General features: G+C 36.7%; 19 protein-coding genes. 5 read left to right on the top strand and 14 right to left on the bottom strand.

What is annotated here, in order from left to right; all coding sequences use genetic code 11:
- Positions 1-28: 28 nt before the first annotated feature.
- Positions 29-253, bottom strand: coding sequence for a hypothetical protein (locus AC2D3N_RS13725; protein WP_484691179.1), 225 nt, complete (start codon positions 251-253; stop codon positions 29-31).
- A 131-nt stretch (positions 254-384) separates the two neighbouring features.
- Positions 385-1875 carry a vWA domain-containing protein gene (locus AC2D3N_RS13720; RefSeq protein ID WP_079681604.1) on the bottom strand — a complete coding sequence of 497 codons (1491 nt, stop codon included), beginning with the start codon at positions 1873-1875 and terminating at the stop codon, positions 385-387.
- A gap of 282 nt (positions 1876-2157) precedes the next feature.
- On the opposite strand from AC2D3N_RS13720, the gene AC2D3N_RS13715 reads away from it, so the two are divergent.
- Both AC2D3N_RS13715 and AC2D3N_RS13710 read left to right on the top strand, forming a co-directional pair.
- Complete coding sequence (locus AC2D3N_RS13715; protein WP_079681603.1) at positions 2158-2796, top strand: TetR/AcrR family transcriptional regulator; 639 nt, start codon at positions 2158-2160, stop codon at positions 2794-2796.
- 6 nt (positions 2797-2802) lie between these two features.
- Positions 2803-4623 (top strand): DUF3685 domain-containing protein, encoded by a 1821-nt coding sequence (locus tag AC2D3N_RS13710; protein ID WP_484691178.1) that lies wholly within the window; start codon positions 2803-2805, stop codon positions 4621-4623.
- A gap of 56 nt (positions 4624-4679) precedes the next feature.
- Here the strand turns inward: AC2D3N_RS13710 and AC2D3N_RS13705 are convergent, their stop codons facing one another.
- Entirely contained in the window at positions 4680-5393 is a 714-nt protein-coding gene (locus AC2D3N_RS13705; protein WP_484691177.1) for a Uma2 family endonuclease, read from the bottom strand.
- A 279-nt stretch (positions 5394-5672) separates the two neighbouring features.
- Here AC2D3N_RS13705 and AC2D3N_RS13700 point away from each other — a divergent pair, with 279 nt between their 5' ends.
- The 3 genes from AC2D3N_RS13700 (at position 5673) to cas6 (ending at position 12460) form a co-directional block, all read left to right on the top strand.
- A complete protein-coding gene (locus AC2D3N_RS13700) occupies positions 5673-9128 on the top strand; it encodes a hypothetical protein (RefSeq protein ID WP_484691176.1) in 3456 nt (1151 codons plus the stop codon).
- Entirely contained in the window at positions 9125-11236 is a 2112-nt protein-coding gene (locus tag AC2D3N_RS13695; protein WP_484691175.1) for a hypothetical protein, read from the top strand. Before AC2D3N_RS13700 ends, AC2D3N_RS13695 begins: the two co-directional genes overlap by 4 nt.
- A gap of 132 nt (positions 11237-11368) precedes the next feature.
- A complete protein-coding gene (gene cas6 / locus AC2D3N_RS13690) occupies positions 11369-12460 on the top strand; it encodes a CRISPR-associated endoribonuclease Cas6 (protein ID WP_484691174.1) in 1092 nt (363 codons plus the stop codon).
- Positions 12461-12549: 89 nt separating this feature from the next.
- On the opposite strand, the gene AC2D3N_RS13685 is transcribed toward cas6, so the two are convergent.
- From AC2D3N_RS13685 to AC2D3N_RS13635, 11 genes are all read right to left on the bottom strand, one after another.
- Positions 12550-13878 (bottom strand): TIGR02710 family CRISPR-associated CARF protein, encoded by a 1329-nt coding sequence (locus AC2D3N_RS13685; protein ID WP_484691173.1) that lies wholly within the window; start codon positions 13876-13878, stop codon positions 12550-12552.
- 26 nt (positions 13879-13904) lie between these two features.
- Positions 13905-14564, bottom strand: a complete 660-nt coding sequence (locus tag AC2D3N_RS13680; protein WP_484691172.1) for a hypothetical protein — start codon at positions 14562-14564, stop codon at positions 13905-13907.
- The gene (locus AC2D3N_RS13675) at positions 14564-15616 is read right to left on the bottom strand and encodes an RAMP superfamily CRISPR-associated protein (protein ID WP_484691171.1); all 1053 of its coding nucleotides are present in this window, start codon (positions 15614-15616) and stop codon (positions 14564-14566) included. Before AC2D3N_RS13675 ends, AC2D3N_RS13680 begins: the two co-directional genes overlap by 1 nt.
- Before the next feature lie 3 nt (positions 15617-15619).
- Positions 15620-16069, bottom strand: coding sequence for a hypothetical protein (locus AC2D3N_RS13670; RefSeq protein WP_484691170.1), 450 nt, complete (start codon positions 16067-16069; stop codon positions 15620-15622).
- Positions 16066-17010, bottom strand: a complete 945-nt coding sequence (locus tag AC2D3N_RS13665) for an RAMP superfamily CRISPR-associated protein (protein WP_484691169.1) — start codon at positions 17008-17010, stop codon at positions 16066-16068. The genes AC2D3N_RS13670 and AC2D3N_RS13665 overlap by 4 nt, the downstream gene beginning before the upstream one ends.
- Positions 17011-17094: 84 nt before the next feature.
- Positions 17095-17961 carry a type III CRISPR-associated RAMP protein Csx7 gene (gene csx7 / locus AC2D3N_RS13660; protein WP_484691168.1) on the bottom strand — a complete coding sequence of 289 codons (867 nt, stop codon included), beginning with the start codon at positions 17959-17961 and terminating at the stop codon, positions 17095-17097.
- Between the two features lie 21 nt (positions 17962-17982).
- Positions 17983-18552, bottom strand: a complete 570-nt coding sequence (locus AC2D3N_RS13655; RefSeq protein WP_484691167.1) for a Uma2 family endonuclease — start codon at positions 18550-18552, stop codon at positions 17983-17985.
- Positions 18553-18634: 82 nt separating this feature from the next.
- Entirely contained in the window at positions 18635-19792 is a 1158-nt protein-coding gene (locus tag AC2D3N_RS13650; protein WP_484691166.1) for a putative CRISPR-associated protein, read from the bottom strand.
- A gap of 33 nt (positions 19793-19825) precedes the next feature.
- Positions 19826-20239 (bottom strand): hypothetical protein, encoded by a 414-nt coding sequence (locus tag AC2D3N_RS13645; RefSeq protein WP_484691165.1) that lies wholly within the window; start codon positions 20237-20239, stop codon positions 19826-19828.
- Positions 20236-21471, bottom strand: a complete 1236-nt coding sequence (csx10, locus tag AC2D3N_RS13640) for a type III-D CRISPR-associated RAMP protein Csx10 (RefSeq protein WP_484691164.1) — start codon at positions 21469-21471, stop codon at positions 20236-20238. The genes AC2D3N_RS13645 and csx10 overlap by 4 nt, the downstream gene beginning before the upstream one ends.
- Positions 21458-22192, bottom strand: a complete 735-nt coding sequence (locus AC2D3N_RS13635; RefSeq protein WP_484691163.1) for an RAMP superfamily CRISPR-associated protein — start codon at positions 22190-22192, stop codon at positions 21458-21460. The genes csx10 and AC2D3N_RS13635 overlap by 14 nt, the downstream gene beginning before the upstream one ends.
- Positions 22193-22276 lie beyond the last annotated feature (84 nt).

The raw sequence follows: 22276 nt of genomic DNA, 5'->3' as shown, positions 1-22276 counted from the left end.
CCCTTGGTTGGACTGGGGGGCGGATAGTTTAATAATTTCTCCCTGGGGTTTCTAACCAACCCAAGGCGGTAACGGTTTTGATTCCCGGGACAACGGTTTCGGGTAGGGCTGCGGGTTCGGCGGGAGTGGGACGATACCGCCAGAAAGTATAGCCCATTAAACCACTAATTGCGAAGGTGGTTACGGCAACCAAAATCCCCGTTCGAGGCAGTTTCGGGGATGAAAGTTTACCGACTGTTGTTTGGCGTACCATAATTTTTCCTCCCGCCCAATCTTGAAACTAAACTGTTTAGTTTACTATATCACAAAAAAGCCCCGTTGTTGCGCTTCAGCGCTCCAAGAAGGGCTAAAGCCCAACAACGGGTGGGTTCGCTCCAGGAGGGGCTAAAGCCCAACAACGGGTTTGTTAGTAGTTCTAACTTCTAGGGTGACATCTCCTAATTTGCGTTGTTCTCCATCATGGAGTTCTTGTTTGAGAATTTTCATCCCTCTTTCCTTCATTTCCTCGTCAAATTCCATAATAATTTTTTCTCCTTCGGTGTAGATTTTGGCGGTAATAGGGGGATATCCTTGACTTTTTCTTAGGTAAATATGGTTATTTTCTGAACTGCCTAATAAAACGGGTTCTGCTCCTAAATTGATCTTCGTTTGTTCGTTAGGTGTCCAAGAAACAATTAACCAAGATTCCCGACTGAATTGTTCAATTAAAGCAATCATTAAACCGATAAAAAATCCAATAATGGCCGCCCCAATTAATCGCCCCACTAAATCACCCGATACTGCCGAAATAATCAGAAATCCAATGGCTCCGGCTGTTCCACCTATTGTCCCACCCCGCACCGCCTGGCCCCGTTGCAAGTTCGGAACAAAGAAAGACATTCCTCCCCCGACCACCGAGCCTAAAATTGCCCAACCGATGATTCTTCCCCCAATGGCTAGAATAGGAATGCCCGCAAACGGAATAAATAACAGTTGACCCACTCCTCCAGCCACCAGTCCCGCCATTAAACCTCCGACAACACCTATGGCCGCTTGTTGGGGAGTCAGAAGACGGCGACGGAGGTAATAGTTTTGGCCAGCAATGAGGGCTAGGGATGTACCCATGGCTAAAAGGGCCGTCCATCCGCCTATCCGTAAAACTGAGTAAACAACCCCATAATTTCCCGTAGGGCCAGACTCAACTAATTGACTGCTATATAGGGCTTTTTCGGCTTGTCGAAAGGCTTGGTCAAAGTCACCAGAGTTCACATAAAAAACCCGGTCAGGGTCGCCCGTTAGTTTAGCGAGAAAATTGGTATCCGCATCTCCCGTAGCAACGGCCACGAGGTTAATACCCTCGGATGCAGCTATTCTCATCGCTGACAAGGTTTTTGCCTGTTCTCGGTTGAGGTTTGCCCCGGCATATCCGGGTTGTCCATCGGTGAATAAAAGAATATTGCGCCGTTGTGGGGTTGACTGGAGTTCTTGAGTGGCGGCGAGTAAGGCCTGATCCATATTAGTACCACCACCATCGGAAATTTGGGCGATCGCTTGTTCTAAGGTCGGTTTATTATCGGTTAAATTAGCAGCAGCTTGAATATTACTCCCAAAGCCAAATACCGCTAAACGATTTTCTGATAAATCCTGTCGTTGGACAAAGGCTTGAGCCGCGGTTTTGACTTCTCGGAGTTTGCCATCTTCATTCATACTGCCAGAAGTATCAATTAATAGCACAATTGCTAAGGGAGATTGATCGACTTTGGGGGAAATTTTTGTTAATTGTAATAGGGGTTCACCCAATAGTGTTGCAGCACCTAAACAACCCATCGCTCCATACAAACCAAAGAGTACAGGTTTGCTCAGTTTTTGTCGGAGTTGTCCAAAAAAGTTGCTCATAATTTTGGTTTTTTGTATAATTAAAATTAACATTTAACGATTAACTCTTACACTGATAACTGTTCACTGATGACTGATAACTGATTACTCCAGATTGCTACATCAACCCAGGCATAAATTCCAGAAAAAACCTTCCCATTATTGCCTAGGGGGGATTATCGGCTAAAATTGCTACAATGTAGAGAATTATAGGAGGAATTTCTATTGAATGTATTGGCCTGAGTAAATTTTCCTCTGGTGGTTTTAAAACACACTCATTTACAAATCTCCCCTGTATTTTTTATGAACGCATTAGAACAGACCGAAATCTCCCAGTTGGATAGTATTTGCGAGAAAGCCGAACAAATTTTTGAAGGGGCGCTGCAAGAATTTTTAGTGCATGGGTATGCAGGCACCAGTATGGATCGGGTTGCTGCATCGGCGGGAGTGTCAAAGGCGACGGTTTATAACCATTTTGGGGACAAAGAAGGGTTATTTATTGCCTTGGTCAAGCGGTTAGCCCAGAAAAAATGTCAAATTATGGTGGAGTCCCACAGAGCAGAATTAATGGAAGCTGAACCTGCTGTTGTGGTGCGACAAATTGCCAATACAATTTTAGATAATTCCTTGGATGATCAGCAACATTTAGCTTTTGTTCGTCTTGTCATTGGGGAGTCGGGGCGATTTCCCGAGTTAGCTAAAACCTTTGTACACCATTTGGGAAAACCAGGAATTGAAGTTTTAACAGAATACCTAACAACTCAGCGCTATATTGCTATTCGTGACCCTGAAGCGATGGCACGGGTGATCATTGGAACCCTAGCCCATTATGTGTTAATGCAAGAGATTTTGCAAGGTAAGGAAATTATTCCGATGGAACGGGATCGAATTATTAATACTTTAGTGGATTTAGTTAGCCACCACCCGAAACCCGACATTTAAAGTTTTATGACTTCATCTACTGTGCGACTTTTGATCATTGATGATGACCCTATTTTTCGGATGGGGTTACTAACTGCATTAGAGCCATTTTCGGATTTGGAAGTGGTCGCAGAGGTTGAAAGTTTGGAGGCTGCATTAAAAGTCTTGGTAACGGTAAATGAAACTAAGATTAATTCAGAGGAGCAGAAACCCGTTGATTTAATTATTTTGGAATTGGGGTTAAAAATCAATGAAAATCCATCGGTTAAGACCCATCCGATTTTAGATTTATGTCAACAATTTAAAACTCAATATCCTCAAATTCCGATTCTATTATTAACAACAGTTAAACAACCATATTTATTACTGGCAGCCCAAAAAATTGGAGTAGATGGTTATTGTAATAAGGGGATTCCAGTCAGGGAATTGGTGATAATTATTCATCAATTGGCGGCGGGAGAACGCTATTGGTTAGAATCCTTGGCAGCATTGAATCGAGAACCATTTGTGGGTATTGTATCTCGAAAAACGGGTTCATTATTGGGAAAGATTCAAGGGTTTTTAGTTCAACCGGGACTCCAACAAATTGAACAAGCGATCGCGGAAGTTAACCAAGAAATTAAACGGAATTTAGAAGAATTTAATCAACAGGATACTATTACTATTATTAATAAGTTAATTTTGACGGGAAAACGGCGAGAACTGTTAACAGCCCGTTGGATTATTAGTCAACTTTCGTCGGACAAAACCGCAGCCAGTCTTGAGGAATCTGCTGCTATTGCTAGTAATGATTTTAATTCTGATAATTATGAACCTCTGAATAATTATCAAAATAGTGCTTTAGTTATCACTTCTAATCCCACCAATGAGAAAAGTTCAGGAATTATAGCTAATAATTTAAAATCAGTTTTATTTGATAAAACCGTCATGAAATTGCAATCTGGATTAATTAATTTAACCGGAATGCCTTTAGAAATTGATATTTTACGCCTATCTAAAAAACGAGAATTGTTGTATGTCTTGTTAAAACAGTTAGAACTTCTATTAGATGAATTAATATTATCCGATATTAAATATGAACAACTGGCTGAAAAAATGTCGAGTTTAATCGCAGAGTTTTGGCAATCTGCAACTATTGATTTTTTTGGGAAATATTATACTTTAACCACGGACAAAGAAAACATTGAAATTGTTGCTGTTATCTTAAAAGATGCTGAGATCATTCAAAAAAATATTTTAGATAAAATTCCTTTATCTAAGGATTTATTTGAGCATTTATTATTTTGTAGACCCTTAACTATTAATAATTTATCCTGTCCGGCTGGAACTTTAGACGCCATGGAACGTGCAGAAGCATTATTACAAAATTTATTAATTCAAGTCGCTAATGCAATTATTCAACCTTTACTCAATTATTTTTCAGATTATGAAGAAATCAAACTCAAATTTTATGATCGACGTTTATTATCAACCCGTGAAATTGAGAGATTTAGAAATAGTTTATCCTGGCGATATCGTCTGGATCAATATGTCGCCGAACCCAAAGCAATTTTTGAAAGTTCTTATTTACTCCTAGTTTTAGGCGAAAGGGGAATTCAAAAACAAGTCATTTATTCTCCCCGCCGAGATGAGTTAGAAAAGTTATCGGGAATTCCATTAACGGTAACATTAATCTTAGAAACTCGCGATGCGGTTGCTCCTCCTCTGCGGGCGGCGATTTCCTTTGTTGGGAGTGCGATTATTTACGTTTTAACCAATGTTGTCGGTCGAGGATTAGGTTTAATTGGGAAAGGTCTTTTACAGGGTATTGGGACATCTTTTCAAGATAATCGGACAGGGAAAAAATGATAAGTTGTCTTTGTATTTAAACAATATATTTCTAGCGAGCGAGGACGCTCGCACTCCTATTTTTGTTCGGGGTTGATTCCGAGTGATCGCAACTGTTCTGCTAACCTTTCAGCCCGTTCTCGCTCTTGTTCTACTTGTTGTTCAACTGCTTGTAAACGTTGTTGCGTTTGTTCAACCTCCTGTAACGCCGTATTCAGTTGTTGAGAAATGTCTAAATAGCTAACAAAAGGTTGACCATCGGGACGATAAAGTTTTAATTCTTCCTCAGAATAATTAAAACGAATTCCCAAACGAGGACTCACCCAATTTTCCATTATTTCAATTACTTCTAAACCATCTTCTCCCCTTAACCAACCCGTTAAATCGTTTTTATCAGGATCATAAATATAGTATTCTTCCACACCATAACGGTGATAAAAAACCTGCTTTTTATTCATTTCCGTTAAGGTATTTCCAGGGGAAAGAATTTCAAAGACAACTTGGGGGGAAATGTGATTTTCTTTCCACTGCATATAAGATCCGCGATCGCCTTTAGGAACACCAAATACCACCATAACATCGGGTGCTTGACGAATTTTATTATTTCCTTCAACAGCATACCAAAGCAAATCACCCGCCACAAACACATTAGGATCATTAGCAAATAACCATTCTAAATTATGGTAAATCACCGTAATCCAGCGAAATTGTTTGGTATTATCTGACATAGGTTTTCCATCACTATCAGGGTAAATAATATTGGTTTGTTTCCGTGCTTCTATTCCAACCATAAACCTCCTGTTGTTGATTGATGATTAAAACTTTTGAGTTGGTGCGGGCGCTACGCTTATACACTCTACAATTTTATGTTAAGTGATTTTTACTGATTTAGGTCTGATTGAATTTTATCATAGAAACAAACGGATTATAGACTATAATAAAACTATTCACGCTAAGTGTGTAATCTCCTTGCCCTAACAATAACTAAATTATAAACCAAAAAAATCACTTTTATGATCAACCGTGTTATGATTATAAGATATAGAATATACTAAAGTCATAAAGAATATATGCAAGAAATATTAAATCAATACTGTCAACAACCTAATCCTGGACTGCTTCTTCTCAGTATGCCGACTGGTTTTGGAAAAACCCACAACGTCCTCAATTTTATTTATTCTAATTATCAGGAATTTGCAAATCAAAATAGAAAAATTATTTTTATCACCAACCTCAAAAAAAATTTACCTATAGAGGATTTGAAAAAACGTTTTATCGACGACAATCAAGAAGATAATTTTGATAAGTATGTACTTTTTATTAATTCTAATTCTGAAACCATTATTAACAATCTCCTTTCTATTGCTTTTGAAATTCCTGAACAGTTCAAGACAGAAATTTATTATCGATTAAAAGATTATGTAGAAATTATTAGAGATCCCAAACTCCCTTCATTCGTTAAATCTAAATTTGAAATAGATATTCGCCAAGATCGGGAGCCAAAATTCAGAAAATTTATTCAAGATAAATTAAAAGAAAATTTTAAAACTAAACAGGCTAAACTGTCAGCGATTAAAAACAATAAAGATTATCAATGGATCGGAAAACTCTATCCCAGTGTCTTTACAGATGAGCGTACGGTATTGTTTTTGAGTATGGATAAATTCCTTGTTAAAAACGCAACGCTTATTGAGGATTCTTATTACTGCTATGAGCGGCTGGTTGATCAGGCACTCATATTTATTGATGAATTTGATAGTACAAAAGAAGCTGTCCTTACAAACATCATTCAATCAGGGTTGGAGCATCGATTGGATATGATAAATTCATTTCTGAATATTCATAACCATTTGATGCAAAGTGAATGCCCGACAATACTTTTTCAGGAATCTAATTGGCGAAAAAAACATCCCTCTAGGAAAAATTGGCTATCTTTGCTGGAACAGATTAACTCTTTTAAAACAAAAGCTGATGAAATATTTAATAAATATAAACTCCAACATAGTTGTAAATCTGACGATCAATTTTCAGTTAAAAAACGCAACTTTTTATTCTATGACTATGAATTTCATTATGTATTAGATGCGAGTAATAAGCGAATTGAGATTGTTGAAGATTCAGAAAACCGGACAAATTGGATTAAAGCTTTTGATGCAGGTACAAAAGGATCGGGTGTTGATATTCGCTCACTTCTGAGTGAAATTGCTGGATTTTTAATGTATTTCCAGAGAGGAGTTAAGTATTTAGCTGACAACTATCGCCATTTAAAGCAAGAAGATGACAGAATTAAAGAACTTTATCATCTTGAATCCGCAGTTAAAACAGTTCTTCATGACTTTAAAATTGATAGTACATATATCCAATTATTGACTCGCAAGATTATCGAAGGTGACCTACTCTCTAACTTGCAAACTGAGACTGGAACCATCCAGGGTCAAGGGTTTTATGATAGAGGTTTTCGCTACCATGATATTGTTGATAGCGATGAACATGATACTTTGTCAAAAATATATATGTTTAACTTCAGCCGCACACCGGAATCTTTTTTGGCTGGAGTCTGTTCAAAAGCAATGGTCGTTGGTATTTCTGCAACGGCTGGACTTTATACTAACATTGGAAATTATGATCTTGAGTATTTAAAATATCGTTTGAAAGATTCTTTTATCCGTCTTCAGAAAGATAAGATTGATCATCTCAAAGAGTCTTATTCTCAAGCTACTCAAGGATATAATCAAATTAAAATAGAAACTCAATTTATTAAAACAGATGGAAAAAATGAAGCGATTAAACAGTTAGAATTTATTTTGGATGATCAACAAGCAGCCCAGGCTCTTTGGAACACTGTTCGCCAGAAAATGAAGGATGAGGATGAAAAAACTATTGAATTTTCGTTTAGTCGTTATGTCAGAGCGTTAACAGCATGGAAATATTTTCTTGATCATCCTGATTGCCATGGGTTTCTTTGCTTGTTTACTAAATTTCCAAAATCTTCCGATCCGAAGTTTGATAGGGATATATTTAATGAATATGCAGAATTACTTTTAGAAGGAAAAAAAGATGTTATAGATAGTGGTATACAAGAAACAATAGTTGTACTTTCTACTGATGAATTTGATCAAAATAAATCACAATTGCTCAAGGATTTAAAAGAGAATAAACGTCGATTCATTTTGTCTACTTACCAGACCCTTGGCGTGGGGCAAAATCTGCAATTTCCAATTCCTGATTCTATAAAACCCATACAAATTAATAGCTTTCCCCAGGATAAAAATATGGATATTAATGGGATTTACCTAGATAGCCCAAGACATCTATTGGTGAATCTTTATGGTGATAATATTCAGGATGAGGACTTTATTAAATATATTTTTCAGTTAGAGTTTTTGCGAGAAAATGGAGCTATTTCTCGCCGGACATTTAAAAATTATTTAGATACAGCATTTCATCGATTTGTAGGAAGATCTAAGTCAAAGCGCAAAGCCGAAGATTTTATCAGTTTATATAACACAAAGGCTTACTCCTTGTTCTTGAATAAAGTAATTATTCAAGCTATTGGTCGAATCTGTCGAACAAATATGAAAGCTCCAACCATTCATATTCTTGCTGACGATTCAATCCGAAAACATCTAACCCGATTTTCTGTACCAGAGGATGTTATTCCTGTTGGTGAATACACGGCTCTCCTGGAATCAGCCGGTGAGTTGAATCATCAATCTGAAGACGTAAAAGAAGCAGAAAATATTGCATCCCATAGAAGCAATCAGACTGCTGCTTATATTCGGAGCCAACTCAGTAAACCCTGGCAATCTAAAAGTATTCAAGACTGGCAAGATCTCAGAGTGCAAGTTCTTCGTCAACCGACAATTTCCCAAGATTCAGAATGGGATCAAAAATGGAATCCTATTTACCTAAAATTGCCAAAAGCAGCCAATTTCTATTACTTTTTACAGGAAAATGATTATAATGATATTGAAGTTTTCTTTTCTGATAGCTATGGAAAAAAAGCAGTCAAAACAGTGAGTCAAGAAACAGCAAGATTGACAGATTTAATGAGAATTGATAGTTTTCATAAATTATTTATTAATTCGGGTTGGGCTACAGAATTCCCTGAATCTGAACGGATGTTAACGCCTCCAATGTTCAACAATATTTATAAAGGAGCATTAGGCGAAGTTTGTGGAAAACATATCTTTGAAAATTTCTTAAATATTCCTCTATTAGAACTGGATATACATGAATTTGAACGCTTTGATTTTAAAACAAATCAGAACATTTATATAGACTTCAAGTTCTGGAATGATACAATTGCAGTAGAAGCAGATGAGTTAACTAATAAAATTCGTGAGAAAATGGAGGATGTTGGGGCTGATCGAGTTTTTATCATCAATATCCTGGGTAGTTCAACTACCGATTTTAAGGAGATTATTTCACCTGATGGAAAAATTGTTCAAATTCCTTATCTATGTAAGAATGATAAAATAGATAATTCAGCACTGGAATTTATTAAACAGGAGTTTTCCAAATGAGTATTCTAACCAACCGTCTCAAGATCAATTTTAATATTGATGCTATTAAACGAGACTTCATATTTATTCGATTAGAACGAGAAATCAAAGGCAACTGGTCTGGAGCTAGAGAATTAGATTATCTTCTTGGTAAAGATTTCCATGCTTTTGCTGTCATGTTTCAATATGGAAAATATGCCTATGCTATGTTTAAGAAACCAGTTGATATTTATCAATGTCTTTCTAATATTAGATCAAATAAGGAATTTAATGATAATGCTGTTATGGAAGTTATTCCGACAGTTTCACGCGATGATGCTGAAGATTGTATTTGTGAAGCATGGCTGGCTCAAATTTTGCTCAACTCCCTTTCTTCCTCAAGATCACGTTTTGTTAAATATCATTATTGTAATTTAACCGGAGCCTTGTTACTTGTCCCAAACATTGAAGGTAAAAATAAAGATTGTCTTGATATTGCTAAAATCACTTTAAGATATGATTACTTACTAAAGGTTGAAATTGTTCGTCACCGAACTAAAATTTCTATCCTTAAAGAACTAAAAAATACTACTGATAATCAGCGCAAAAAAGAACTGAACACTGCTCTTTATAATAAACCTCATTATATATTTGAACCTTCAACATCCAGTCTGCGAAGACATTTAGAGCGTGATGGTGAAAGTGACGCCAAACTAACATATATTGCATCTGGGTTAAAAGGCAAAAAAGCATCTACCCCATTTCTTGATTTTGCAAGTATTGATGATTTTAATAAAAGTCGTGCGGGTATTTTTGACTCGGTGATAACGAGTATTAAAGAACATTTATCTGAATACATGGATGTTAATTTTAGTCCCCGTAAAATCGATGAAGAAATTCCATTAAAACGCACTCTGATGAAACAACCAAAACAACTGCACTCCCTACTTAATGAGCAAAAAATAAACATAGTTGATAGAGTTAATAGTGAAGATTCTGCTAGTTTAGTGACTACACTGAAAAAATTAATTTTTCCCTATATGACTGATCAAAAACTGATTACCGATGGAAAAACTGACAAAAAAACTGCTTTAAATTTTAGAATTATTCATAACGACTCCTACTATTCAAAAAATGGACTTGATGATGAGTATATCGCCTCTGACGAAAATACACAACGACAGAATCTTACTATTGAATCAACTGCAAGTCTAAATCAAGCTATTGTTAAAACAAGTATAAAAGAACTGCTCATCAAGCGTGATATTAGCTCCGGTAAGTTAAACCTGTTTAATTGGGCTGAACTTCAGTGCAAAGGAGTTTGGACTTTTGCTGCTTGGGATGAAGATAAAAGTCACGTTATTTTTATGGAAATTCAACCCAATGGGGATTTTGAATTCCATAGGGTAAAAGACCTATTTAATTGGAAAAAATTTGAACAATATCAAAACTTTATGACGGATGACAATAACTCCAAGAAACTCAGGACATTAGAAGGTCTTGTTGTCTCTGATGTAGGCGACATCAATCAAATATTCCGTACTGAGGAAATCACTATTCCCGACCTTGATAAAATTAGAACTATTATCGAAGAAGTTGAAATGCTTTTTCCTGAAAACAAGAGAAATGGAGATGCTTTAGCAGAAATTATACAAGGATTTATGGAAGAAAGAGTCATAGAAAATAGAGATAAACTGGTCAAATTTCATGAGGAGTTAAAAAAATTAGGTGACAGTGAAATTGATAAAAATAGCTTCAAAAAAATTCTTAATGAACAGCTAGGAAAACAATCTACAATTGCATTTGAACTAAGAGATTATTTTTTAACTAGACATCAGATTAGATTACATTTTCCAAAAGATAAACACAGTCTGGAGGACATCTTTGCTGCTTCTCTCAATATAAATTATTTTGGTGAAACCGCAACAGAGGCTTATTACTTTGTTGGAAATCGCAAAGAAAATGTACAATCTTCTTTTAAAGATAGCTGTCATCTTCGTAAAATTGTTGCGGTAAATGGCTCAAAATTAATATTCAGACAACTGCTAACAACGATGGATGTTGATTTTGTTCGCACGGGTCAAAGTACCGTAATTCCTTTTCCGTTTAAGTACATTGAGGAATATAAGAAAATAATTCAGGTCAAATAATAATCTATCTTATATAAACAATATAGAGTTTATATTCTTCAAGACATCTGAGATACTCAATTTATTGAGTTTTTATTTCCCTAATTTTCTATAACCATCTTCTCACTTTACTTGATTCATTTAAAAAATAATATGATAAAAAAAACATCATCTTCTCCTTTAAATTTACCAGATACCACCGAACTTGTGGCCGTGACCTTTCAATTGGTTCCTGAAACCGATGCTTTATTAATTCCTCAATATACTATTGGACTTCATGCTTGGTTTTTGGATCAAATCCGTCAAATTGATCCCCAATTATCTCAATATTTGCATGATGGACAATCCGAAAAACCCTTTACATTATCGGGGTTACAAGGAGAAATAGGAACGGCCGGAAAACAACTACAAGTTTATGCTAATCAAACCTACCAATGGTCAGTTAGTGCCTTGTCTAAATCTATGGTATCTGGGTTAATTAATTGGTTAAAAAATCAACCTCAAACCATTGATTTACGACAAGTCAAACTAAATATTAAAGAAATTAAAATCGCTCAAACTCCCGCCACATACCAACAGTTATTTCAGACCTCTATAACTCAAAATTTAGCCCTAAGTTTTATTTCTCCTACGAGCTTTAGGCGTAAAGGACATCATTTTCCGTTACCTTTACCCTTTAATGTATTTCATAGTTATTTGCGGCGTTGGAATGATTTTTCTCAACAGTCTTTTGACCAGGATACGTTTTTAAATTGGGTTGATGAAAATGTGATCATTTTGCGTCATCAATTACAATCTTTAAAAGTTTCTGCGGGTAAAAAAGGGTCAGTCACTGGGTTTACGGGAGCGATTGAATATAGATTAGCAGAAGAAGCCTATAATCAACCGAAATTTGTACAATTGTTCTCCGCATTAGGTGAATTTGCGCCCTATTGTGGAACCGGACATAAAACTACATTTGGTTTAGGTCAAACTCAGTTAGGATGGACGCAACAACAATTATTAGAAACAACAACGGTTGAGATATTATTTGCTCAACGGGTGGAACAAATTACCCAAACCCTAATGCAAACTCAAAAACGCACGGGAGGGACAAGAGCTATGCAGGTCTGTGAAACTAGGGCTACAATTTTAGCCCGTCAGGAGTTTGGGGAATCGTTAAAAGAGATTGCTGAGGATTTAGAAATGCCCTATGAAACTGTTAAAACCTATGCCAAATTAGCCCGTCAGGGGTTGAAAGTATGATTGAGATTAACTAGCCCGTGAGGACATTGGCACTGCTTTATTCATTAATATGATGTACAATCATTCTAGGTAAAAAACTTGCAAATTTGTCATCCTAAAGAATTAGGAAATTGTACGGGTTTTAAGGAAGAAGATTTTGCGCTAACAGCAGCAATTCCAGATTCTATAAAGGGCTTAACCAGTCCATAAAATCGTTTGTGATAATCTTGCTCTGTTACTGGTTGGAGTCCATGGGCTAAAATTGAATAGTTCCGAATCTGTAGAGCATTTTGAATCGTGTTTTTCTGTTGATTATATAACTCTCCAATCGGATCATTAGGGAATTGACTCAATAGAATATAACCCCGTGTTAATGCTAACTGAATTTTACCTTTATCTCCTCGTAAGATTTCATATTCTGGGCGCAAAGATTCAGGCAATTTTTGTATATCTAAGTCTCCGGTTTTAATCTCGTATTCTTGCCATAATCGAACTTGTTCTAACAGTTCTAAAGCCCGATATAATCGAGCTACCGCATCATCATAACGTTTTAAAGTCGCTCGTCGTTCTGCATTAAGTAATAAATCTTCTATGATTTCATACCCATTTCCTCTAATTTTATCAGGAGCTTGAAAAGAGTCTCCAGAAGCGGGAGCAAAAGCTTCTCGACTCCCCATAACTCGTTTGAGAAATAAAATCATAGGTCTAAGTTCGGTTTTATTCATATAAGGTTGAAGATAATGCCATGCTTCAATATGATCGAATCGATCCCATAAATCAAACCCCATACAAATATCGAGAAGATCTTGTACTCGTTGATCATCTTCTGAGTTTAATTCCATCGTTTGTAGTAGATGATTCAGTTCTGAAATAGCGGCGGGATAATTATAATTCTGTAAAAAAGTAGGTAAAAGTTGTTCAATAGTACGATTGACTGTAACAGAAGATACTGTCGCTTTCCTAACTCGTTCCCCCCGTTCAACTTTAATTAAATTTGGGCGAGTTGTACTGGTCGTTAAGTACAATGTTACCTTATAATCTATTCCTGCCATTCCCAAAGCAACAGACATTGTTTTGGTTCCTCCGGTATAATCAGCTAGAAATTCAGATTCAGGGTTTTCTTGTTGTAAGCTGCGAATTTTATCCGAGATTAAGCGATAACATTCTGATAAGTCATCGGGATTTTGAACTAATACTAAATCCTGATTCGGATTGAATTTATCTCCTAAATTAAGCTGGGTTGGAATATTCGGCAATTTTTCAAGTACCTCTGTTCCTTTTCTGACTTCACAGGGTTTTCCTTCGCCGATAATTTGAGATTGACTTCCGTTAGTACCCCCAGAGCTAATAAAAATTACCCGGTCAGGATTTAAGTTACGAACCGATGTAACAATAGGTTGATGAGAACCGCCAACGGTAATTAAGAGGATTTTAGACATTAGAATTTCTCCACAAAAAATTAAAACTAATAATTAATAATTTTCACCTTATCAATTATCCCATCCTCTGTTAACTCCACAATTTCCACCTGAACCGTTTGCCCCTGATTCAAATTCTTCGCTAGTCTTGGTTCTTTCTGTGTCTTCTTAATAACCCCCAACATCTCATAACTAACTCTATTCCCATTAATACCTGTGATCGTCGCCTCTAAATGTTGTCCGATGGTAAATTTTTGAGCCGCTGAAAATTCAGCAATTTTCGCTCGATCTTCTGACTGTATAGGTGCAGTTTCAATAGTGTTGAGTTCTCCCATTGGGACAGCATCTTTGTAATAACGCATTAACCTCACCACCCAGCCTAAAATTGACAATAACACCGGAACATTATTTTGATAATCTTTCAGATGTTTGTGACAAATATTTTTAATGTTTATGTAGTATTCTTTGTTGTTTTTACCACCTCCAAACTTATGTCCATTACTTTCAAGTTCGTTTAAATATTTAAAGAATTTTTCTCCCGTATCCAGAGGAATTATACACGCCCTAAAGTAAGAAACTATTTTTTCTAATTCAGTCCTGATACCATTAGAATTAGGTTCAATAATTAGTTGTTGTTTAACTAATTCAATGGCAACATTATGAGCTACCTTCCAGTGCGATTCTGTTAATTCAATAGTTTCTAACATTAATACATTCCCTCCGGTGCAGTTCGTGTGGTTGGATATTTCAGAATTGCTTTTAATTGGTTTAATTGTTCGGCTTGAACTAATTTTTCAGAGTGGGCAGCACTCACATTTTTTTGGATAAATTGTTTGAGCTTTTCTCCGGTTAAGTTATTCTCCTCAGAAAGAGTATAGGAAAGATAGCGATTTTTAACACTTTCAGAATGTTCTATCTCTTTTACTTCTACGGTCATTGTTCCCATACCAATTGGCTTACCTCCTCCTACTTTTAAGGCAAAAGAATTATTTTTATCCTGTCCTAAAACAATCAAAAGTGTTCCTAATTCCGCTTCTGTTAAGTTCATAAATCGAAGTTGCGTTGTTAGGGTTAATTCCGCCCCCGCTTGTTGAACCGGAATACCTTTTTGTCCTTTATCAACTGCTTTAATGGTATGATAATAAAACTTTCTCCCTGCAACTTTGCCATTAATTAAATAAGAACGACTGTTAGCGTGAGGTGCATATAATGAAGGCATAAACCCGACACTGGGTTTAATGGTTTCTGCAACAGCATCTTGAAATGAGATTAAACCCTGCCATCCCATCGCCCCAAAGACTTGACAAGCAGGACACAGTTTAGTTTTATCTCTACATTCAAAATATCCCTCTGGAATATTTCTCGCTCTTGTTTTACACAAACAACTTGAAGTAATTGCCTCATAGGTTGAACGGATAACCCCTTTTAAAGAACTCCCCGGAATAATAATTTTTTCCCCTTGACTCACAGCAACTTTAATCAGAGGAATATTTTTATTAGCGCTAGAAACATCATTTCCCATTGCCACCACTCCAGAGGCAACAAAGGTGGCTGTTTTTACCGTTAAACGGAGGTGAATTTTACCACTTAAACGCTTAGGCTTAAACTGTTCCTGACCTACGGGAAGTTTACGTTGGGGTGCAGGTTTAGGTAAAGAAACCATTGCATAGGGTTTAGGAACTCGTTCATCGTCGGAGAAATTGCCTCTCGAACTCGGGGAAGAATTGGGTTGTCTGGGGGTGGGTTGATTGTAATTCATATTTTATCTTAAAGTTAGTGCAATAAAATGAATTGTTGAGGTATCAGCATCCTTAAAATAACGTTGTCCTAGGGAAAAGTTATTATTATCTATTTCTGCTGATAGGGAATGAACACCTCTGGGAAATCGGGTTTCATTTTGATCGTAAATATGGACATTTTGATCTTCGATTTTCCAGTTATTTTTAAGTTTGTTCAGAGTCTGGGTTTGGGGTTCATCTAAACTCAATAATAAAACATTAAACCCTTTTTTTGTTTTTTTCCATCTTAACTCCCTTTGCCGATTAAAAATTTGTCCTTCTGGGGCAAAATCTTGAGGAAGTCCTAGTTTAATGGGTTCTATTTTATCCGGCTTTCGTTCACAGAAATAAGCAGGTTCAGGAAATAAACTTTTAATCAGTTCTTGCAATTGTGTTAGATCTAAATGTTCTTTTGTTCCTACAAATGCACTCATGCTTTCACCTCAACTTTTTGTTTCCAAGCCTGCACGGATTTTGTGAATAAATCTTGAACTTGTACATCTCCTTCCCAGGTTAATTCAACTCCTAACCCTAAGTTCATCTCTTGACCTTTAACGGGAGTTTCTTGATGATCATTTGAGGGAAAACCATAGGTTTGTGCATCTTCTGAAGACAGAAACTCACCCACTCCGATCAGTTGTGTGGTTCCCCAATTTTTATCACTTCCTAACAGTTTAATTCTGTCCTGTTCTAATATACAACCCGGATATTGAACCACTGCTTTTGTTAGGTTAACTTGCACCGTTCCCATCCCGCGAGATTTAGCAAAACCCAACCCAAACCAACCATCATTTAAGTCTCGTAACACTAAACCAATTAATCCTAATTGAGCTAAAGTAAAGTTTTTCAGGTGAATTTTAGTGCTAAATTCTCCCGATGTACACACTTGATAATTAAACGGCCCAACTGCAACGGAACCAAAAACTCGATCAATAGCAACTCCATTGCGTTCTTCAGTTTTCACTTGGGTTTTATCAACGGGGTAAGCATCCTCAATTCTAAGACGACTAGCAACTGAAGTATTACCAAATAATTGATCGGTGAAGGAAGATAAACGATAGATGTCTGTTGATGATTTTTTCTCTAAATATTTGTAATCATCATTTAATGGGTCATTAGCCCATAATAAATTGGCGTTATTGGGACATTTATCCTGACCTACTGTTCTGACAATGCGTTCTGCATGGGCGCGAATTGCCCCTTTTAAACTGCTTCCAGGGAGATAAATAGAACGTCCTCCTTGATAGTAGGTTTCGACAAATTCCATATCTGGTTTTGTGGGATCTGCGCCTTCTTTTCCCGATTTAATTAATATAGGGCCGTCGGGAATAATACTAAATTCAAGGGTACAATGGTTAACAAATCGTTTGTGCATAGTTAGATGGGGTTGAGAGTTGTCTTTTGAATTAAGCTATAATCAGTGGTTGATCTTGAACTTGAAATTATGGGAAAATAAAGTTCACTCTTGCAAAGATACAGCAGTTTTTTGATTCATCTTCTCAGTCAAGTGATCAATTAATTGTTGTACCCAATAATCTTTAAATTCCTGTGCATCTTCATAGGCACTTTCATCTCCAACAACTAACTTTTTCAAATACTCTAAAAGCAAATGGGGCTGATTTTCAGGGTAATCAAACCAATTCATTTGATCAATTTCTAAACGCACAACTCCCAAACCTCTTGAGCGGCCTCCCCCCAACGGAATTTGTTCAGTTTCAAATTGGCGTAACCCAATTATTAATAACCCTAATTCCCATTCTTCTGCATTCTCAACAATCGCTTTAAATTGAAAGGGAGTTGCCGCCGGAACTACTTGGAAATCATAGAGTTTTCCATCGGCGGCGGTTTCTGTATCTCGGTCAATGGCGACTCCATCCCGTTCTTGATATTGTCCAAACCAAGCACCAGAATCTACTGTTAAATCTCGCACTTGAAATTTACTGGCTAACCAAGGAGAACCAAATAAATGAGAAATCAAATCGGTTTGTTTAATGATTTCGTTAGTTAGGGCTAAATCATCTTTAAATTGCTCCTTTTCCTTTAAAATCTTCATTTCATCGGCTTTGATTGACCATTCATTTTCATTCGCTGGGTTAGCGACAAGATGGCGATCGCTTCCTAATATTCCTCTTAAAAAACTTTCTAAACGCGATCGCAATGCACCTTTAAAACTTGACCCAGGAATTAAAGGACGACCTAACGCATCTTTAATTACTGGTAAATCTGATCCAATGGGTTCTGTAGACCGTCCTGCACTAATTCTTAAAGCTGTAACAGTGGTTAAAGTTCCCGTAATTTCTAAGCGATTTTTGAACGTATCAAACATAGTTAAATCAATGTAATAGTGTTAATTAAGATTGAGACAGTTAAAAATGTCTTGCACTGATAATGACCAATCTCCTAAAGGGATTAAAATAGGTAAAGGATCTTGATCTTGCTTGATTTCTGGTTGTTGATCGGGTTTAAAGGTCATAATAAATCGCTCCTGCGGATCAATTAACCAACCTAGTTTTGTTCCATGATTCAGACAAAATAGGATATTATTAATCACACGGGTAGAACTTTGATCAGGAGAGAGAATTTCAATCGTCCAGTCAGGAGGAATTTCAAAGGTATTTTCAATTTCTCCATTGCTATCAAGGGGTATTCTTTCCCAAGTGAAAACAACAATATCAGGAACAAGCGATCGCCCTCCAAAGGTACAACGCAATTCCGTAAATCCCCGCGCGACTCGTTGGGGAATAGCTACTTGATTAATGATAGAAACCACAAAGGTTTGAATCGCACTATGTTTACCTTTTGGCATACATTTGGGATGAATTTTACCCTCGATATATTCACTAGCTGGTTTAGTTTCTGGCAATATTAGAAACTCTGCTAGAGACAACTTTGGAGGAGATTTAATCGCTTCTACCATTGTAGTTTATCCTATCATAAAATGGCAAAATGGGATGAGATTGTTAAGCAGATATTAAAACAAATTACTGAAAATAAAATGTTTAAGGATTATCCTGGACATAATCATGTTCTCCATAGTGGCGTAAATATAGCTTGCCGTCTTTAGCTAAACAACTAACACGCCAACCTGTATTTTTAATATAAAAATGATCCAGTTCATTCTTTCTCACTCCTCCTTCACATTTTTGTCCCCCTTCATATCTGGTATAGTGTAAATGTTCAGAAAACTTTGTTGTGTCTCCTCCGAATTTAATCATAGAACCGCAAATTTCGGCTAATACCTCATGTAAATCTAACTTTCTTTGAGCATTGACGTTATTTCTTCGGTAGTCTTTGTCAAAAGATTTCTCATAAATTAGTTTTGGAAATTGTAGCAAATCTTGAGTTAATAATTTTTGTTTGCAATTATTCCAAGTTAATTTTCCCCAGTTACTGAGTGTTACTTCTTCATCTAGGCTATATAATAAGGCTTCAGGTACATTCTCCAGTTCTGATAAACTCATTTTTACAGCAACTTTTGCCGACATTAATGCAAATTCAACAGGTTTAATTCTGGAGTCGTCAATATTAATTGGAAGTCGAGGAATTGTAATCAGTTTTGAGCCTATACCTTCAAAAATATAAATTATTTCATTGGCATAAAACATCCCAATTGTGTTTAGATAAGCCTGTAAACTTTTGAAGCCCCCTACTAAGTTAAAAATAATCCGATAATCACTATCTCGATAACCAGGAAGCGTTTGATCAATCCATTCTAATAGTTCATCAATACCATTCGTGAAAGCTTCGGTACTGGTAGCAGATAGGTTATTTGGTTGTAAGATTTGTGTAACAATTCCATGTTTTTCTAAAAATGACTGGACAATTTTTGCTGTTGCTTCTCCCTGTGCCGTATCCGTTGCAACTAACCAGTGAATATCCTGTTTTCCCTGTTCTAACTGTTCTTCATATAATCCATAAATTCCATTAAGTTCTGCACTGGCACGCCGAATTTTTGGAATATCGTTTTGATTCAGTTTTTCCGTTGCTCTTTTTTGTAGTTCCTCAATAATTTGTTTGATGTTTTCCGGGGTTTCATCAAGTTTTAAACTGGCATGATTAGAAAGATGATCAAACCAATCTTTTTCTTCGCTATTACCTCGATTAATTTGTTGAGTGAGTAAGCTTGTTCCTATGGTAGATAGCACAAAGCGTGGCATTTTTTTACTTCCTTAATTGAAATTAATTAAAATTCAGACTTTACCTTCTCGCAAATATTTAAGATACCGCGCCCCATATCCTAAATATCGACGAATTAATTCAATATGAATTGACTTGATATCTTGGGTTTTAGATTGTTTAGCGATCGCTTCTGCTTTTTCCTTTGTTTTGGCATTAATATCATTAATAATACTTTCTGCTAAAGAATCTTTACCTCGACCCCATTTAATATCCCGTCCCACTTGATAGCGAATAAAGTTTTTAATCACTTCTGGACTATCGGTCGTTTCAGCCACTCTGACTAAATTTCTGAACTGAGATTCTTCTAAGTTCCCGTATTTTTTACTATCTAATGCTTTTTCTATTGCTTGAACTAACTCATCTTCCGCTTGACGGATTCCTTTTTGAATTTCCAGTGCTGTTTTAACTTCAGTCGATAAACTCATTTTGCCTCCTCGCGTAATACTAAGTGAAATGGGTTACAAATTTGAACTTGACCAAACCCTTCTGAGGTTCGTTCTCCCACACCTTGAGATTCTAATTGAATCAAAGCGTCTGTCCATTCTTTTTCCTGATCTTGACTAATACTAAATAGATAAACCCCCCCTTTATTTGTAACTAACTCGATATCTTTCATTAAACCCCAAGCACTATTCCAACCGGAACGATGGTCATAACTACTATACGCAGCTTCCAATTTTAGGGATGAATCAAGACCTGTTAATTCCCTTAACATCGCCTCGGAAATTACCGTGGTTCGTTGCCAATCTTCCATTAGAATAGCATCGGATTGTAAATCTATGGTGAAATATTTTCGGGCTTTGGGATAGGGTTTTTCCGGTTGACTAAAAATATTCCAGTCTTGCCAACGTTTTTGGAGTTTTTTGTTAAAATCGTCTATTCTTGATTTTACCAGATTTTGAGATTTTTGTGATAATTTTGGTTGAATTTTTACTTTCCCAAGTCCTCTGGAAACTGACCCACCAAAACGGAAGACTTCTTGGTGAGAACGAATAAACGCCACCAATAATTCTGCTAACTGATGATCGGGAACTAAGATCGCCCCTCGATAAATAGCAGGTTTGTTCCCTATCGGTTGGGATTCATTTAAGACTTGTATACTATAGAGAATGGATTCTTCTGATGTTGCCCGTCTTCGGTTAATTCCTACTCGGGTTAACAATCGTTTATTGGCAGATACTTTATAGTATTTTCCCTTAACTATCGTATAGAATCCAGAAAAACCATCTACCCGCTCGCCTGCTTTTGTCGGACAACTGGGGTCATAGGGAAAACCATGTTGTTCTGCACAGAAGCGATCAATTAAGGTGTCAAAAACGCCATCTTTATTAGGTTTAAACCCTGGGTTTATTTTGGAACTCAGAACTGTTGATGGCAGAACATAAACATTTTCTGCTATTTCCTTAGTTTGATCTGATTTATCATAGACAAATGCCGGATAAGCATTCTGAAAAATAGCCTGATTTTCATCTAAAAATAAGCGGTGAAAATCATCTCCGGTTTCAGGTTGATTGGTTTGTAATAGTTGGGATGCGATCGCCCCTCGAATGACGGAACCGGGAATATAGTCTTCTGCTTCACTAACTGAAGCACCAGGTTTATTCCGACCAATTGCCAAAGGAGATAATGCTTTTATTTCTAATTCAATTCGATTCATTTTTTACCCCCTTTGCTAATTCTTGCCATGCAGTTTCATTGATTTTCATATTTTGATCAATTTCCCAAGTTAACCATCCTAACCCGGCTGACTTACTGCCCCCTAACGCATGAATATGATGCAAACCTGCTACAATTAAAGCCTGAGCATAATCAGGACAATTGGGCAGAAAGTGAATTGCACCTGTAAATGCTAATTCAGCATTAGCGGGAGAGGTTTCTAGGAAGTACAGTTTGTGTTCTTCTGCTGTCCCCCGGCGGCGGTTAATGGTGACACCCGGACGTAAAATTTCGGGTAGGTTATCGGGGTCTTCCTGACAGATTAAATCATCAAATAGAACCCGGGATGGTAAACTAGGATTACCAAAAATTTGACAGATTAAACAGTGATGTCGGTGATCTTCTGAAACTTGATATTCTTCCCGGTTAAATCGGTTTTTTTCTACTTCTGAAAATCCGGCAAGTTGGGGACACATAGTTTCCGCTGTGGGAGAATCACAAATTGCCCAACCTAACCCCCGCGCTATTTTCTCACATTCATGGCGTAAACGACCTTTGAGTTGAGATGCGGGAATAATTAGGTTTTTTTCGGCATTCCTAACAATGGGTTTATCTGCTAAGGAACCAGAAGAACCCCCAGAACCGATACATAATGCGGTATTAATATTAGCAGTTAGGGAATAGGAAGTGATACGATTTGTGAGTGCTTGAAGTTGAATCATAGTGTTAGATCATCTGCAATTAAATCAACCATTATTCCGTAGGGGCGGGTTCTCTAAAATCTTTAAGACAAATCAAAGATTAAA

This window comes from Planktothrix sp. PLAVEN19ND (assembly GCF_057220675.1).
This window is presented reverse-complemented; position numbering and strand designations above follow the sequence as displayed.

What these genes read in the sequence shown, in the direction of transcription:
- AC2D3N_RS13725 (WP_484691179.1), bottom strand. Translation starts at nt 253, where the DNA reads ATGGTACGCCAAACAACAGTCGGTAAACTTTCATCCCCGAAACTGCCT.
- AC2D3N_RS13720 (WP_079681604.1), bottom strand. Translation starts at nt 1,875, where the DNA reads ATGAGCAACTTTTTTGGACAACTCCGACAAAAACTGAGCAAACCTGTA.
- AC2D3N_RS13715 (WP_079681603.1), top strand. Translation starts at nt 2,158, where the DNA reads ATGAACGCATTAGAACAGACCGAAATCTCCCAGTTGGATAGTATTTGC.
- AC2D3N_RS13710 (WP_484691178.1), top strand. Translation starts at nt 2,803, where the DNA reads ATGACTTCATCTACTGTGCGACTTTTGATCATTGATGATGACCCTATT.
- AC2D3N_RS13705 (WP_484691177.1), bottom strand. Translation starts at nt 5,393, where the DNA reads ATGGTTGGAATAGAAGCACGGAAACAAACCAATATTATTTACCCTGAT.
- AC2D3N_RS13700 (WP_484691176.1), top strand. Translation starts at nt 5,673, where the DNA reads ATGCAAGAAATATTAAATCAATACTGTCAACAACCTAATCCTGGACTG.
- AC2D3N_RS13695 (WP_484691175.1), top strand. Translation starts at nt 9,125, where the DNA reads ATGAGTATTCTAACCAACCGTCTCAAGATCAATTTTAATATTGATGCT.
- cas6 (WP_484691174.1), top strand. Translation starts at nt 11,369, where the DNA reads ATGATAAAAAAAACATCATCTTCTCCTTTAAATTTACCAGATACCACC.
- AC2D3N_RS13685 (WP_484691173.1), bottom strand. Translation starts at nt 13,878, where the DNA reads ATGTCTAAAATCCTCTTAATTACCGTTGGCGGTTCTCATCAACCTATT.
- AC2D3N_RS13680 (WP_484691172.1), bottom strand. Translation starts at nt 14,564, where the DNA reads ATGTTAGAAACTATTGAATTAACAGAATCGCACTGGAAGGTAGCTCAT.
- AC2D3N_RS13675 (WP_484691171.1), bottom strand. Translation starts at nt 15,616, where the DNA reads ATGAATTACAATCAACCCACCCCCAGACAACCCAATTCTTCCCCGAGT.
- AC2D3N_RS13670 (WP_484691170.1), bottom strand. Translation starts at nt 16,069, where the DNA reads ATGAGTGCATTTGTAGGAACAAAAGAACATTTAGATCTAACACAATTG.
- AC2D3N_RS13665 (WP_484691169.1), bottom strand. Translation starts at nt 17,010, where the DNA reads ATGCACAAACGATTTGTTAACCATTGTACCCTTGAATTTAGTATTATT.
- csx7 (WP_484691168.1), bottom strand. Translation starts at nt 17,961, where the DNA reads ATGTTTGATACGTTCAAAAATCGCTTAGAAATTACGGGAACTTTAACC.
- AC2D3N_RS13655 (WP_484691167.1), bottom strand. Translation starts at nt 18,552, where the DNA reads ATGGTAGAAGCGATTAAATCTCCTCCAAAGTTGTCTCTAGCAGAGTTT.
- AC2D3N_RS13650 (WP_484691166.1), bottom strand. Translation starts at nt 19,792, where the DNA reads ATGCCACGCTTTGTGCTATCTACCATAGGAACAAGCTTACTCACTCAA.
- AC2D3N_RS13645 (WP_484691165.1), bottom strand. Translation starts at nt 20,239, where the DNA reads ATGAGTTTATCGACTGAAGTTAAAACAGCACTGGAAATTCAAAAAGGA.
- csx10 (WP_484691164.1), bottom strand. Translation starts at nt 21,471, where the DNA reads ATGAATCGAATTGAATTAGAAATAAAAGCATTATCTCCTTTGGCAATT.
- AC2D3N_RS13635 (WP_484691163.1), bottom strand. Translation starts at nt 22,192, where the DNA reads ATGATTCAACTTCAAGCACTCACAAATCGTATCACTTCCTATTCCCTA.